11 protein-coding genes are annotated in these 13,265 nt (G+C 60.9%); 6 read left to right on the top strand and 5 right to left on the bottom strand.

Annotated features, from left to right (window positions below; all coding sequences use genetic code 11):
• Positions 1-220 precede the first annotated feature (220 nt).
• Positions 221-2,851 carry a bifunctional UDP-N-acetylmuramoyl-tripeptide:D-alanyl-D-alanine ligase/alanine racemase gene (locus tag LC531_RS15940; RefSeq protein WP_223651986.1) on the bottom strand — a complete coding sequence of 877 codons (2,631 nt, stop codon included), beginning with the start codon at positions 2,849-2,851 and terminating at the stop codon, positions 221-223.
• 110 nt (positions 2,852-2,961) lie between these two features.
• On the opposite strand from LC531_RS15940, the gene LC531_RS15935 reads away from it, so the two are divergent.
• From LC531_RS15935 to LC531_RS15920, 4 genes are all read left to right on the top strand, one after another.
• On the top strand, positions 2,962-3,807 hold the full coding sequence (locus LC531_RS15935; RefSeq protein ID WP_223651984.1) for an endonuclease/exonuclease/phosphatase family protein: 846 nt from the start codon (positions 2,962-2,964) through the stop codon (positions 3,805-3,807).
• A gap of 208 nt (positions 3,808-4,015) precedes the next feature.
• Positions 4,016-4,615, top strand: a complete 600-nt coding sequence (locus tag LC531_RS15930; RefSeq protein ID WP_223651982.1) for a hypothetical protein — start codon at positions 4,016-4,018, stop codon at positions 4,613-4,615.
• A 220-nt stretch (positions 4,616-4,835) separates the two neighbouring features.
• Positions 4,836-7,403: a YfhO family protein gene (locus LC531_RS15925; RefSeq protein ID WP_223651980.1), complete on the top strand. Its 2,568-nt coding sequence runs from the start codon at positions 4,836-4,838 to the stop codon at positions 7,401-7,403.
• A gap of 126 nt (positions 7,404-7,529) precedes the next feature.
• Positions 7,530-8,423: a 1-aminocyclopropane-1-carboxylate deaminase/D-cysteine desulfhydrase gene (locus LC531_RS15920; RefSeq protein WP_223651978.1), complete on the top strand. Its 894-nt coding sequence runs from the start codon at positions 7,530-7,532 to the stop codon at positions 8,421-8,423.
• A gap of 29 nt (positions 8,424-8,452) precedes the next feature.
• Here LC531_RS15920 and LC531_RS15915 read toward each other — a convergent pair whose 3' ends face one another.
• Positions 8,453-9,646, bottom strand: coding sequence for a hypothetical protein (locus LC531_RS15915; protein ID WP_223651977.1), 1,194 nt, complete (start codon positions 9,644-9,646; stop codon positions 8,453-8,455).
• Between the two features lie 101 nt (positions 9,647-9,747).
• Between LC531_RS15915 and LC531_RS15910 the strand changes: the two genes are divergently transcribed.
• Positions 9,748-10,383 carry a DUF4230 domain-containing protein gene (locus tag LC531_RS15910; RefSeq protein WP_223651976.1) on the top strand — a complete coding sequence of 212 codons (636 nt, stop codon included), beginning with the start codon at positions 9,748-9,750 and terminating at the stop codon, positions 10,381-10,383.
• A gap of 77 nt (positions 10,384-10,460) precedes the next feature.
• Here LC531_RS15910 and LC531_RS15905 read toward each other — a convergent pair whose 3' ends face one another.
• The 3 genes from LC531_RS15905 to LC531_RS15895 form a co-directional block, all read right to left on the bottom strand.
• Positions 10,461-10,823, bottom strand: coding sequence for a hypothetical protein (locus tag LC531_RS15905; protein WP_223651975.1), 363 nt, complete (start codon positions 10,821-10,823; stop codon positions 10,461-10,463).
• A 71-nt stretch (positions 10,824-10,894) separates the two neighbouring features.
• Positions 10,895-11,509, bottom strand: a complete 615-nt coding sequence (locus tag LC531_RS15900) for an FMN-dependent NADH-azoreductase (protein WP_223651974.1) — start codon at positions 11,507-11,509, stop codon at positions 10,895-10,897.
• Positions 11,510-11,669: 160 nt separating this feature from the next.
• Positions 11,670-12,164, bottom strand: a complete 495-nt coding sequence (locus LC531_RS15895; protein ID WP_223651973.1) for a regulatory protein RecX — start codon at positions 12,162-12,164, stop codon at positions 11,670-11,672.
• Between the two features lie 142 nt (positions 12,165-12,306).
• Between LC531_RS15895 and LC531_RS15890 the strand changes: the two genes are divergently transcribed.
• A complete protein-coding gene (locus tag LC531_RS15890; RefSeq protein WP_223651972.1) occupies positions 12,307-13,164 on the top strand; it encodes a DMT family transporter in 858 nt (285 codons plus the stop codon).
• Positions 13,165-13,265 lie beyond the last annotated feature (101 nt).

Below are 13,265 nucleotides of genomic sequence, written 5' to 3'. Positions count from 1 at the left end.
AAAATAGCGGAATACCAAATACACAAGCAAAAGAAAAACGAACAGCTAACGCTAAAATTTACTTTATCAAATAGTTAGTAGTACTATCAGGAGCTTCTTGGGCAGTAAGGCTAGCTTGCGCAAACTACAAGCCACCTTGGAAGCACTAAGGTAAAGCACGCCCGCTTTATCGGAAAAATACTACGAATACCAGCCGCGCACGCGGCCGGCCGGGTGGCGTCTATTCACTCACGAACACCCGCTTCACCCGCTCGCTCACGTTGGTGAGCAGCTCGTAAGGGATGGTGCCGATGCGGGCGGCCAGCTCGGTCGTGGGCAGCCCCTCGCCGAAGACGATGGCCACGTCGCCGGGCCGGGCCTCGGGCACGTCGGTCACGTCCACCATCACCATATCCATGCACACCGAGCCCACCACCGGGGCGCGGCGGCCGTGCAGCAGTACTACCCCCCCGCCGCTACTGAAGCGCCGGTCGTAGCCGTCAGCGTAGCCGATAGCCAGCGTGGCTACGCGGCGCTCGTGGGTAGTGGCCGCGCCGCGGCGACCGTAGCCCACGGTGGTGCCAGGGGGTAGGGTTTTTATCTGGGAAATGGTAGTTTTTAGTGTGCTCACAGCCCGCAGGTTGGCGGCGTTTTCAGCCCCCGCCTCCACGCCGTAGAGGCCCACGCCGAGGCGCACCATATCGAGTTGCGCCTCCGGGAAGCGCCGGATACCCGCCGAATTGAGCACGTGTTTACTAGCTGAATAGCCCAGCACCTCTTCAATGGCGGCGGCCATGCGCCGGAAAGTGGCCAGCTGCCCGCGGGTAAAATCGTCGTGGGCCGGGTCATCGGCGGCGGCCAGGTGGGTCATGATGCCGGCCACCGGCAGGGCGGCGCGGTGAGTTGCCAATAGGGCCAGTAGCGCGGGTAGTTCTTCCTCATCGAAGCCCAGGCGGCGCATCCCCGTATCGAGCTTGAGGTGCAGGGGGGGTAGGAAGCCGGCTTCGTCCTGAGCAGCTTCGCGGGCGGCTTGCAGGTAGTCGTGCAGGCGCTCCAGCGAGTATATTTCGGGCTCCAGGCGGTAGCGGCGCAGCTGGCCGAAGCTGTCGGGGCCGGGGTTCAGGACCATGATGGGCAGGCTGATACCGTTGTCGCGCAGCTGCTGGCCCTCGTCGGCGTAGGCCACGGCCAGGTAGTCGGCCCGCTGAAATTCGAGCAGACTGGCTACCTCATACGAGCCGCTGCCGTAGGCAAACGCCTTGACCATCACCATCAACTTCGTGCCCGGCCGCAGCTGCTGGCGGTAGTAGTGCAGGTTGTGGGTCAGCGCGTCGAGGTTTACTTCCAGCACCGTGCCGTGCTGCGGCTGCTGCAAGGCCACCACCACGCGCTCAAAGCCAAAGCGCCGCGCCCCTTTTATCAGGATGGTTTCGTTTTGAAAATCACCCGGCCGCAGCTTGGATAGCAGCGCCTCGGTGGTAGGGTAGGTTTGAATTAAAAATGATGAATTAAAAATTAAAAATCGATTATCTGCTGCTTCAGCATTTACTGAGTCAATTTTTAATTCATCATTTTTAATTTTTAATTCCTGCGAAAGCTCCTCTCCTACCCCTATCAGCCGCGTTACGCCGTGGGCGCGCACCAGGGCCGCCACGCGGGCATACAGCTCCGCGCCGCTGAGGCCCGACTCCAGCACGTCGCTGAGAATGAGCGTGCGGCCGCCGGGGCGAGCCTGGCGGCTCAACGCATCGAGGGCCAGCGAGAGGCCGGCGAGGTCGTTATTATAGGTATCGTCGAGGAGGTAGCAGCCGTGGCGGCCGGCCTTCATTTCGAGGCGCATGGCCACCGGGTGCAGGCGCAGCAGGCGGCGCTGAATTTCGGCCGGGGCCAGGGCCTTTGTCGGGTCGAGCTGGCGCCACAGCAGCACGGCCAGGCAATGCAGCGCATTTTCTACCGAGGGCTCATCGGCGAAGGGCAGCGTGAAGCGCGCGGCGGCTTGGCCGGCCAGGTGCTCAGCCGGAAAGTGGGCGGTAGCGGCCGTGTCGCCGAGGCGTACGCGCACGGTGGTGGTGCCGGCCGTGGTGGCTTTGAGCCGAAAGCGCAGGCTCGCGCCGGGCGCGTCGTGGCGCGTCCAGGCCAGGGCGGGCAGGGCGCGGGCCTGCACCGCGGCGGCTACGGCCAGCTGGTCGGCGCAGTACACCAGCAGCTCGAAGCCGGGTCCTTCGAACAGGCACAGCTTCTCGCTCAGCTTTTCGTTTTCCGAAGAAAAACCCGCATCGTGGGCCGTGCCGAGGGTCGTAAAAATGCCGTGCGTGGGCCGGATGATGGCGGCCAGCCGCTCCATCTCGCCGCGCTCCGAAATGCCGGCCTCGAAGATGCCCAGCGTGTGGCGGCCGGGTGCCAGCTCCCACACGCTCAGCGGCACGCCCACCTGCGAGTTGTAACTCTTGGGCGAGCGGCAAATATCCTCGTCGGGGGCCAGCAATTGCGCCAGCCATTCCTTCACGATGGTCTTGCCGTTGGAGCCCGTGATGGCCCAGACCGGGCCCGTAAAATCTATCCGGTGCCGCGCCGCCAGCGTTTGCAAAGCCACCAGTGTATCGGGCACCAGCACGAAGCCCGCACCTGCGAACGCCTCCAGGCTGGCGGGGGGGTAGGCGACCACAAACAGCCGGATACCCTTGGCATACAGCGCCGCCAGGTGGTGGTGGCCGTCGTGGTTGGGGCCGCGCAGGGCGAAGAACACGGCCCCCGCCGTGAGGCTCACGCGGCGGCTGTCGAGCAGCAGCGTGGCCACGGGCACATCGGCGGCGGGCGCGAGGAGCAGGGTGCCGCCGAGCAGGGGGGGTAGGGCAGAAAAAGGAATGAGCATGGCCCGACAAAGGTCGGGACGCGCGGCGGCGCGAGCGGGAGTTGCCGTTGCCGGAGTATGCCTTACTTTTAGCCAAAGCATTCCTTACCCTCTATACCCCCGCCTGCTTCATGCGTTCAGCCCTTTTCTTACTCCTAAGCATGTTGCTGATGAGCCACTTAGCCCTAGCCGAAAAAAGCCCCGTGCCGCTGCGCGTAGCCACCTACAACCTGCGCATGAGCGCGGCCAACGATGGTGCCGACTCCTGGCCCAACCGCAAGGAGCTGGTCAAAAGCCTGGTGCGCTACTACGATTTCGACGTGTTCGGCACGCAGGAGGGCTTTCAGGGGCAGCTCACCGACATTGCCGAGCTGCCGCAGTATGCATTTGTGGGCAAGGGCCGCGAAGATGGCAAACAGGCCGGCGAGCACTCGGCTATTTTTTATAAAAAAGCCCGGCTTCAGCTGCTGCAAACCGGCGACTTCTGGCTCAGCCAGACGCCCGACCGGCCCTCGCTGGGCTGGGATGCCACCTGCTGCAACCGCATCTGCACCTGGGCGCAGTTCAAAGACCTCAAAACCAATAAGGTATTCTTCTTCTTCAGCGTGCATTTCGACCACCAGGGCGTGGAGGCCCGCCGCCAGTCGGGCCTGCTGATGGTGCAGAAAATCAAGGAAATAGCCAAGAGCGCGCCCATCATCTGCGTGGGCGACCTGAACTCAACACCCGACACCGAGCAGGTGAAAACGCTGCAAACGCTGCTGCGCGACGCTTACCAGGTAACGCAGCAGCCTGCCTACGGCCCCGTTGGTACCTACAACGCCTTCAAGCTCGATGCCCTGCTCACGGACCGCATTGACTATATTTTTGTGAGCCCTGGCATTCAGGTGCTCACCTACGCCGCCCTCACCGACTCGATGCGCGGCCATTACCCCTCCGACCACTTCCCGGTGGTAGCCGACGTGGTGATACCCTAAGCTGCCAGCGAGCGCGGCTGGGCTCGGGGCAGCTACCGCGCAGGCCCATCCCCCGCACTACTGGCGTGGACGAATTATCTAGTGTTACTGCTCACTCAGCAAGTGGCGCTTACTGATGCAAGAGAGGGAATTTGTCGTCATTAATTCAGTTTATTTTTTTTTTGATACTATTATATTTTCAATAAAAACTGATGCGATACTACATGCTATGAACCAACTCCTGAAACAGCTAAATATGAGGTTCGCCACAGCCGTGGCGGTAGCTCTCTTGCTCTTGGGTGCTGCATTGCTGTTTATCGGGCATCTTTTTGCTCAACTTGGCTGGCCTGATGCCTTTCGGGGCATGGTAACCGGCTTGGTCGTAATTGCCGCCGCAGTCGTAGGTTTTCTGGTCTTTTGCCTACGCATTTTTTTTAAGCTCAGAAGACTACCTCTACCTATTGACACCGAACGACTATCTACTAGCTTGACCTTATATATCAGATTTTTTGTCCCCTACTACCTTTTAGCAGTTGGCTTGGTTGCGTCAATAATTACCTATTTTTCGGCTTATGCAGCGGACATTTTTTGGCCAGTATTTTCGTTCTTTCTCCTTCTGTTTATAGTGAGTTGTTACCTCAGTTCCAGAATTTACGATGTTTTTGAAAGCCCTGATTCATTCTTTATCTCTGGTCTTAGGTTAACCAGCACCCTGCCTAAATCAACAAACTTAAGCCTTAGCAATTATTTGATTATAGCCACCATAAAGAGTCCTAAAAAAACTTACTTTTATTTCCCGGCCCTGTCTTCCAGATTAGCGCGAGCCTAGCGCAACTCGTAGATAAGCACTCGGGCAAGCTTGCTTTGTAGCAGCAACGACCGCTCGACCGACGCAGCACTGTTTTGCCGCTAGCGTGGCAATGGAGCTAAAAGCTCAACACTACAAGTCGGCCCGAATTACGCTGCGCTAAACTCGGGTCAGCGTCTGCCATCCCCGCTCCGGCCCTACCTTCGGACTCTCTTTGCCTACTTGCTAATAAAGCCGCCCGATGGCCGTTTCCGCTTCCCTTTTCCCTACCCCCGCGCCGCTGTGGCAGCGGGCCTTGCCGCATCTGCTGGCCGTGTTGTTCTTCGTGGTGTTGGCCGTGGCCTACTTCGCGCCCATCGTGTTTGAGCACCAGACCCTGGCGCAGCACGACATCACGCAGTTTCAGGGCGGCGCGCACGAGACACAGCAGTGGGCCGCCGAGCACGGTCACGAGCCGCTGTGGACCAACTCCATGTTCAGTGGGATGCCGACGTACCTGATTTCGGTGCACTTCCCCGGCGACTTGTTCGTGTACGTGCAGAAGTTTATCGCCCTGGGTTTGCCGGGGGTAGTGAGCAATTTATTTGTGGCGCTGCTCTGCGGCTACGTGCTGCTGGTGGCGCTGGGCGTGCGGCCGCTGGTGGCGGTGGCCGGCGCGGTGGCGCTGGGCTTTTCGAGCTATAACCTCGCTATTCTGGCGGCCGGGCACAACACCAAGTCGTGGGCGCTGGCCTACGCACCGCTGGTGCTGGGCGGGCTCATCCTGGCGATGCGCCAGAATAAGTGGCTGGGCGCGGCGCTTTTCACCTTTGGCCTCACCATGAATGTGCGCGCCAACCACCCGCAGATTACCTATTACCTGGGCTTACTGGTGCTGATTTACGGCATAATTGAGCTGGTGGCGGCCATTCGGGCCGGGCGCCTACCCGACTTTTTCAGCCGGGTCATTTTGCTGGGGGTAGGCGCGCTACTGGCCATCGGCGTGAGCTTTGGCCGCCTTTATACCACGTATGAATACAGCAAATTCAGCAACCGCGCGCCTTCGGAATTAAAATCCTTACCCGCCGCCCCTGGCCAGGCCGCGCCCAGCGCCCAGCAGCAGGACCGCGACTACGCCTTCGCCTACAGCTACGGCGTGGGCGAGACGATGACGCTGCTGGTGCCCAACTTCTACGGCGGCAGCAGCGCCATGCCTCTGCCCAAGGACTCGCATATTGCCGCTGCCGGCCTGCCCGAAGAATACCTGAGCGCCATGCCCACCTACTGGGGCGACCAGGCCTACGTGGCCGGGCCGGTGTACGTGGGCGTCACGGTGTGCTTCCTGTTCGTGCTGGGCCTGTTTGTGGTGGATAAACGCACGCGCTACTGGCTGCTGGCCGGCACGCTGGTGTCATTTATCCTGGCCTGGGGCAAGAATTTCGATTCGATTAATAACCTGATTTTTGACTACCTGCCGGGCTACCGCAGTTTCCGCGCGGTGAGCATGGCGCTGGTAATGGCGCAGCTGGCGATGCCGCTGCTGGCGGCGCTGGCGCTCGCGCGCATTCTGCGGCCGCGGGCCGCGCTGGCCACCGGCCCTACCCCCCCCGTAGCCACCGAACCCCTGCATCCGGCGCTGGCCAAGGCGGCGCGGGCGGCGGCGGGCACGCCGGTCGTGGTGGTCGATTCGCCCGACAACCGCTTGCGCACCAGGCAGCTGCTCTACGCCGGAGCCATCACGGCGGGCTTCCTGCTGCTGACTTGGGTCGCCAGCCTGAGCTTCGACTACGCCTCGCCGCAGGATGCGAACCTGACCCAAAGCGGCTTCACGCCGCAGCTGATGAGCGCCCTGCGCGCCGACCGGGCCGAGCTGCTGCACAACGACATCTGGCGCGGGCTGCTGCTGGTGGGCCTCACGCTGGCGGCGCTGTTCTTCTATTTGAAAGGAAAAATCGATGCCCGCGTGGCCGCGCTGTCCGTGGCCGCGCTGGTACTGCTCGACCTCTGGACGGTGGATAAGCGCTACCTCGGCGCGAAGAATTTTCAGAACGAAACCATCGTGGAGAGCTTCCAGGAAAGCCCGGCCGATAAGCAGATTTTACAGGATAAGGACCAGGATTTCCGCGTATTGAACCTCGGCAACCCATTCAATGAAGCGCGTACGTCGTACTTCCACCACAGCATCGGCGGCTACCACGGGGCCAAGCTGCGCCGCTACCAGGACCTGATTGAGCGCCAGATTTCGCAGAATAATACCAGCGTGCTCAATATGCTGAACACGCGCTACGTTATCCTACCCCCCCAAAAGCAGGGCGAGGCCGAGCAGGTGCAGCGCAACCCCGGCGCGCTGGGCAACGCCTGGTTTGTGCGTGAGCTGAAGGCCGTGCAGAGCCCCGACCAGGAAATGGCCGCCCTCACCGGCCTCAACGCCAAGCAGACGGCCGTGGTAGACGTGACCAAATTCCCAGCCGTGAAGCCGGCCGTGTACACCGACTCGTCGGCCACCATTGCCCTCACCGACTACGCGCCCGATGCCCTCACCTACCGCTACTCGGCAGCCCAGCCAAGCACGGTCATCTTCTCCGAAATCTACTATGCCGATGGCTGGCAGGCTTTCCTGGATGGCAAGGCGGTACCACATTTCCGCGCCGATTTTGTGTTGCGGGCCATGCAGGTGCCGGCCGGCGCGCACGAAATCAAGTTTGTATTTGAGCCCAAGGAATACAAGGTTGGCAACACAGTGTCGCTGCTTTCCAGCATTGGGGTGCTGCTGGCCGTGGTAGCAGCAGGTGTATTCGGCTTTCGCCAGCGGCGGGAAGACGAGGCATAATTTCCCGCCTGTCATTGCGAGCGCAACGAAGTGGAGCGCGGCAATCTTTCCGCACGTTCGCACGGATTAGCCCAATAACTCAAGCGGCAAGGAAGGATTGCCGCGCTCCACTTCGTTGCGCTCGCAATGACAAACGATTTTTTAACGCCCATCCCGCACCCCGCCGCTGAGCGACGCGGCGTGCGGCTGCTACTCTGGCGCGATGACCTGCTGAACCCCGCCCTACCCGGCAACAAAGCCCGCAAGCTAAAATACAACCTCTTGCAGGCCAAGGCCGAAGGCCAAACCAAGCTACTCACCTTCGGCGGGGCGTACTCCAACCACCTAGCCGCCGTGGCCACCGCCGGCCGGCTTTATAATTTTGAAACCATCGGCTTGGTGCGCGGTGAAGAGCGCCTACCCCTCAACCCCACGCTAACCCGCTGCGTGGCCGACGGCATGCGGCTGCACTACCTCGACCGCACCACCTACCGCCGCCGAGCCGAGCCTGAGTTCCTGGCCGAGATGCAGCGCCAGTTCGGCCCCGCCTACCCTCTGCCCGAGGGCGGAACGAACACCCTGGCGCTGCGCGGCGTAGCCGAGCTGATTGGCGAGCTGCGCCAGCACACTGACTTTGACGCGGTGGCCGTGGCGGCGGGCACCGGCGGCACGCTGGCCGGCCTCACGCTGGGCCTGGCCGAAGCCGCCTACCCCGCCCGCGCCGTGAGTATGGCCGCGCTCAAAGGCGCTGATTTTCTGCGCACTGAGGTAGATGAGCTGTTGGCGGCCACGGGCTGCGTGGGCGGCCGCTATGAGCTGCACACGGGCTACCACTTCGGCGGCTACGCTAAGCTGCCGACCGAGCTACGGGGGTTTATTCAGCAGTTCGAGACCGATTATGGAGTATTGCTCGACCCGATTTATACCGGTAAGCTACTATTTGGTGTGCTGGATTTAATTGAGAAGGGGCATTTCGCGCCGGGCAGCACTGTGGTAGCCGTACACACTGGCGGCCTGCAAGCCTGGGCGGGGTTTTCATAGTGAGCAATGAGTAATTTTGATTTAACTGCTCACTGTTTAGTGCTCACTGTTACTTGCAAAGCTGCCAGCACGAAAACAAAGGGCAGTACCGGGGCCAGGAAGCGCACGTCGTAATCGTCCACGGTGAGCATGACGATGGCGGCTTGCAGCAGCGGTACGGCCGCCAGGAATGCCCGCGCCGGCTGCCACGCCGCCGCGCGGCGGGTACCGCGCACCGCTAAGTAGTAGAGCGGCCACAACATAAAAACGCTCACTAGTCTGTGAATCAGCGAATAGTATGGCTTGATGCTGCTGAAAAATACGAGAAACTTGCCTAGCATTAGTTGGGCCAGGAAGCCGGGATTGTGGGCGGCGAAGTAGAGCACCCGCGACATTTGTCCGATGCCTGCGGGCGGCAGTACTAGCGGCGCGCTCGGGTGAATGGCCCACACGGGGGTAGCAAACATCAGCTCGCCGCGCATGTAGGTTTCCACAATAAAAAAGCTGACCAGCTGGTAGTTGAGCCACCACACTGCCAGCGGCGCGGCCAGCACGCCGGCCCCGATAAGCCCCCAAAATAACCGCCGCCGTGTCGTGTAGAGCGCCGCCAGCCCGGCCAGCCCAGCGGCGGCGGCCACCACGAATCCATTGGGCCGCACCAGCGCCGTGAGCAGCAGGCAACCAATCAGCACTACCCAGGCTCGCCCGCCGCCGCCGCGCACTCGCACCAAGGCCCAAAATGAAAACACTGATAGGCTGATAAACAGCGACTCGGTGAGCAAGTAGCAGTTGAACTGCTGCACGTCGGGCCATAGCACGAATAGGCCCGTGGCCAGCGCGGCTGCGCCGCGCCTACCCCCCGCCAAGCGCCGCACGGCCGCATAGAGCGCGGCCGCCGCCAGCCCCGAGACGGCGATTTGCCCCAGCACGATGCCCCACCAGCCGGCGTGCAGCCGCAGCCACACGCTCTGGTACCAGGGGTAGAGAATGTAGCGCTGATTGTGAACATACTGAAAGTCATCAGCTAACCTACCCTCGCTGGGCTCCAGGCGGTAGTAGCCGTGCTGGGCCAGGTTGGTGGCGTAGCCCAGGTAACGGGCGCTGTCGTTGGCGTAATGGGGGCCGTGAAACTTCACCAAAAAGGCCGCCTGCACCAGCAGCCACAACCCTAGCAATAGCCAGCAGTGGTAGGACCAGAGGCGGCGGGCGGGCTTAAAAGTGAGGCTTGATAGTTGGCTTAACACGCTTCAAAGCTACGTGCACTGAACCCCAGCCCCGCATTTGGGGTATGCCTCCTTACCTCAACCGTAGGCCGGCCCCAAGCTGGCGATTTGCTCACTTTTTTATGTTGCCTCGCCTTGTCCGCCGCCTGTTTCCCTTACTTGTTCTTGTAGCGCTAGGCGTGTTTTTGTGGCGTAAAATTAGTCCCGCGCTAGCCGGTTTTAATCCGCTGGCTCCGCGCGAGCCGCGGGTGACGGTGACCCACAACACGGTGCTGACTCAGGTGGAAGCGCTCGGCAAGCTGGAGTTAGTGCGCTACCGCTTCAAGGACGTGGTGGAGTATAAGCGCACGGCCAAATATCCTTTTCTGCCCGATGCCAAGGCAGCGCTTATCGTGGGTGGCGAGGCCGTGGGCTGCCTCGACTTGCGCAAAATCCGCTCTCAGGATGTGACCCTGGAGGGCGACTCCGTAGTGCGCCTCATCCTGCCCGACCCCGAGCTGTGTGGCTTCCAGGTTAACCACAGCCAAAGCCGGGTTTTTAGCACCACAAACGGTTTTTTTGACGACGGCACGCTGGTGGATGAAGCCTACCGCTATGCCGAAGCGCAGGTGCGCCGCTCGGCCCTGCAAGCGGGTATCCTGACCGAAACGCAGCGTAACGCGCAGCAGATTCTGGTACCCCTGCTGCATACGCTCACCGGGCGGCGCGTTATCATCGGGCAACGGCTGGTGGCCCCGGCGGCCCAACGCAAGCTGTAGCCGGTGGCTTTTACAAAAAAAACGTCATGCTTTCTATTGTCAGCATGACGTTTTTTTACCGAATAAACCCTACCCCCCTACGCGGCGCGGAAGCCGGTGGCCTGGCGGATGGTGCGCTCGTTGCCGGTAGCGGGGTCGGCGTAGCTGTGGTCGCTTACTTCTATTGACAAATGCTTGCCAAGCAGTTGCTTGGTATCTAGGTCTTTGCCCTCCTGGGGCTTAATGCCCACGGCCGAATACAACGAAAGGATGATGGGGTGGCCGGCCGGCGAGTTGTAGAAGCGCTGGTCTACGTAGCCATCTTCACTTTCCAGGTGAGCGGCAAAAAACGGCACGTTCTGGTGCTCGCTGGTGCCTTCCTCAATGCTGGTGATGGTGACGGTGTGGCGGCCATCGGGCAGGAAACCTTTGTCCTGGCCTTTTTCAACGGAGATTTTCATGTGAGTACGAATTGATTGCTAATTCAATTAGTGCTAACGTAATTGTCCGGGCCAGGGTTGCGGTCGTTTGGCTAGGCCGTGGCGGCCGCGCCAATATGCACGCTGGCCAGCGCTTTTTCGAGGGCCGTGTCCTGCACGCCGGGCATGGAGGTGCCTTCTACCCGCACTACCTCCATATCGGTCAGGCCCAGGAAGCCGAACACGGTTTTCAGGTAAGGAGCCACGAAGTCGTAGCTGACCATCGGTCCTTCGGAATACACACCGCCGCTTGCCACCGCGATGTATACTTTTTTATTTTTCACCAAACCCTCGGGCCGGCCATTCACATAATTGAACGTTTTGCCGGCGCGTACGATGTGGTCAATCCAGGCTTTAAGCGTAGAAGGAATGCCAAAGTTGTAGAGCGGGGCTTCCACTACGAGTACGTCGGCAGCCATTACTTCCGCAATGGCGTCGTCGGAGTGCTTAGCGGCTTCGTGCTGCTCGGGCGTGCGCTTCTCAACCGGCGTAAACAGTGCATTCAGTTTAGCTTCTTCCAGGTGTGGGAAGGGGTGAGTAGCCAGGTCGCGCACTTGCACGGTGCTGCCAGGGTTGGCGGCTTGGAGCTTCTCAATGATACCCAGGCCCAGCTTCTTGCTGAACGAAGCCCCACCACGGGGGCTGGAAATAACTTGCAGAATTTTCATAAATGACGCCTTGAAGGGCGAACGAAAAGGGTAAAAGACGGACTGATATAGCCCGGCAGTACTACCAATTCGGGTACCAACATGTTTTCGTCTAGCCGGCGGTCAGCTCCGAAATAGATAGCAGTATTTTCAGCGGGTTTGCTAGCCTGCTTGCTCGTGCTTACTTACTATCATTCAGCTCGCCCAGCGCTTCCTGAATCAAATCCGACTCGTAGCCTTTCTGGGTGAGGTAGGCCATGAGCTTCATTTTGCGCTTTAGCGGGTGGGTTTCTTTTTCGCGGGCGTCGCGCTGGCCCAGCAGCTGCTTGAGCTTTTCATAGTACTCGTCGTTTTCCAGTTCTTTCATCCCGCTCTGAAGGCAGTACTCACTGAGGCCTTTAGCCTTGAGTTCGAGGCGAATGCGGCGCCTACCCCAGCCATTGGTGCGGTGCTTGCCGCGGGCGTAGGCCTGAGCGTAGCGCTCCTCATCAAGCAGCTTTTCGCGGCTGAGGCGGATAATGATTTCGCCCGCGTCGTCCTCGTCGAGGCCGTAGCTTTTCAATTTTTCTTCGACCTCCTTCTGGGTACGCTCCTGGTAGGCGCAGTAGGCCGCGATTTTGGGCAGCGCCTCGCCGGGCGTGTAGTTTTTGGGCGCTTTAGTGGGGTCTTTGAACATGGGTAGGAGAGGGGGCCGCGGCAAAATACGGGAACGAAGCCCCGGCCGGCCCGTTGTAGAGGCAGCTCGCCGGCTCCTAGCTAACGGCCGGCGAGCTCCAAATGTGCCCCCGCGCCGGGCCTACCCCCCGTTTTTACCCCGTATGCGCGTCTCGCCCGGAATTCTTTTTATGCTGGCCTCCACGGCCCTGCTGGCCACGGTCAACGTGGCTGTGAAGAAGCTTGCCGACGTGCCCACGGCTGAAATTATTTTCGCGCGCTGCTTTATCTCGCTCAGTCTCACGGTGTGGCAGCTGCGGCGCACGGGCGTGGCGGTGTGGGGGCCACCGGCGGCGCGCTTCAACCTGCTGGGGCGCGGCATTTTCGGGGCCGGCTCGCTGGTGCTGGGCTTTCTAGCCCTCAAGGTGCTACCCTTGGGTGGGGCTGTTACGCTCAGCTTCCTGGCCCCGGTAATAACGGCGGTGGCCGCCATCTGGCTGGTGGGCGAGCCGCTAAAGCCCTGGCAGTGGTTATTTTACGGCCTGGCGGTGGCGGGCGTGGTGGTGGCTAAGGGCACGGCGGGGCTACTGTCGGCGGGCGTGCTGCTGGGGGTAGGGGCGGCGGTATCGTCGGGCCTGAGCAGCGTTTTCTTGCGGCGGATAGGCGATAAGCTCGCGCCGCTGGTGCCGGTTTTCTACTTCAACGTGGTGCCGCTGGCCATCGCCTCGGTCTGGATGCTGTTTGACCTGAAGCTGCCGCACGGCACCGATTGGGCCTGGCTGGCGCTGGCGGGCAGCTTCACGCACGTGGCGCTCTGGTGCCTTACGCAGGCCTTCCGGGCCCACGCCGCCAACCACCTGGCGGCCCTCGATTACCTGGGCCTGCTCTACGGCATCGCGCTGGGCTACTTTGTTTTTGGTGAAAAGATTAGGCCCCAGGTCTACCCCGGTATTGCGCTGGTGCTGCTGGGGGTAGGGCTGAACGCCTGGTATACGGCCCGCCAGGGCCGGGAAAAGTCCTGATTTTTCCCGGCCCTACCCCCCGGCCCGTAGAGATGCGACTCTTCGTGTCCTTTTCGCTGAATAAGCGTTCACGTGCTAAGAGCCGCGAAGGGTCGTGTCTC

The organism is Hymenobacter psoromatis (assembly GCF_020012125.1).
GTDB lineage: Bacteria > Bacteroidota > Bacteroidia > Cytophagales > Hymenobacteraceae > Hymenobacter > Hymenobacter psoromatis.
The sequence above is the reverse complement of the archived record's forward strand: the minus strand, read 5'-3'. Positions and strand labels throughout refer to the sequence as shown.

Bases quoted from the DNA above. Each gene is read 5' to 3' on its own strand.
- LC531_RS15940 (WP_223651986.1), bottom strand. From the start codon at position 2,851: ATGCTCATTCCTTTTTCTGCCCTACCCCCCCTGCTCGGCGGCACCCTG.
- LC531_RS15935 (WP_223651984.1), top strand. From the start codon at position 2,962: ATGCGTTCAGCCCTTTTCTTACTCCTAAGCATGTTGCTGATGAGCCAC.
- LC531_RS15930 (WP_223651982.1), top strand. From the start codon at position 4,016: ATGAACCAACTCCTGAAACAGCTAAATATGAGGTTCGCCACAGCCGTG.
- LC531_RS15925 (WP_223651980.1), top strand. From the start codon at position 4,836: ATGGCCGTTTCCGCTTCCCTTTTCCCTACCCCCGCGCCGCTGTGGCAG.
- LC531_RS15920 (WP_223651978.1), top strand. From the start codon at position 7,530: ATGACAAACGATTTTTTAACGCCCATCCCGCACCCCGCCGCTGAGCGA.
- LC531_RS15910 (WP_223651976.1), top strand. From the start codon at position 9,748: ATGTTGCCTCGCCTTGTCCGCCGCCTGTTTCCCTTACTTGTTCTTGTA.
- LC531_RS15905 (WP_223651975.1), bottom strand. From the start codon at position 10,823: ATGAAAATCTCCGTTGAAAAAGGCCAGGACAAAGGTTTCCTGCCCGAT.
- LC531_RS15900 (WP_223651974.1), bottom strand. From the start codon at position 11,509: ATGAAAATTCTGCAAGTTATTTCCAGCCCCCGTGGTGGGGCTTCGTTC.
- LC531_RS15895 (WP_223651973.1), bottom strand. From the start codon at position 12,164: ATGTTCAAAGACCCCACTAAAGCGCCCAAAAACTACACGCCCGGCGAG.
- LC531_RS15890 (WP_223651972.1), top strand. From the start codon at position 12,307: ATGCGCGTCTCGCCCGGAATTCTTTTTATGCTGGCCTCCACGGCCCTG.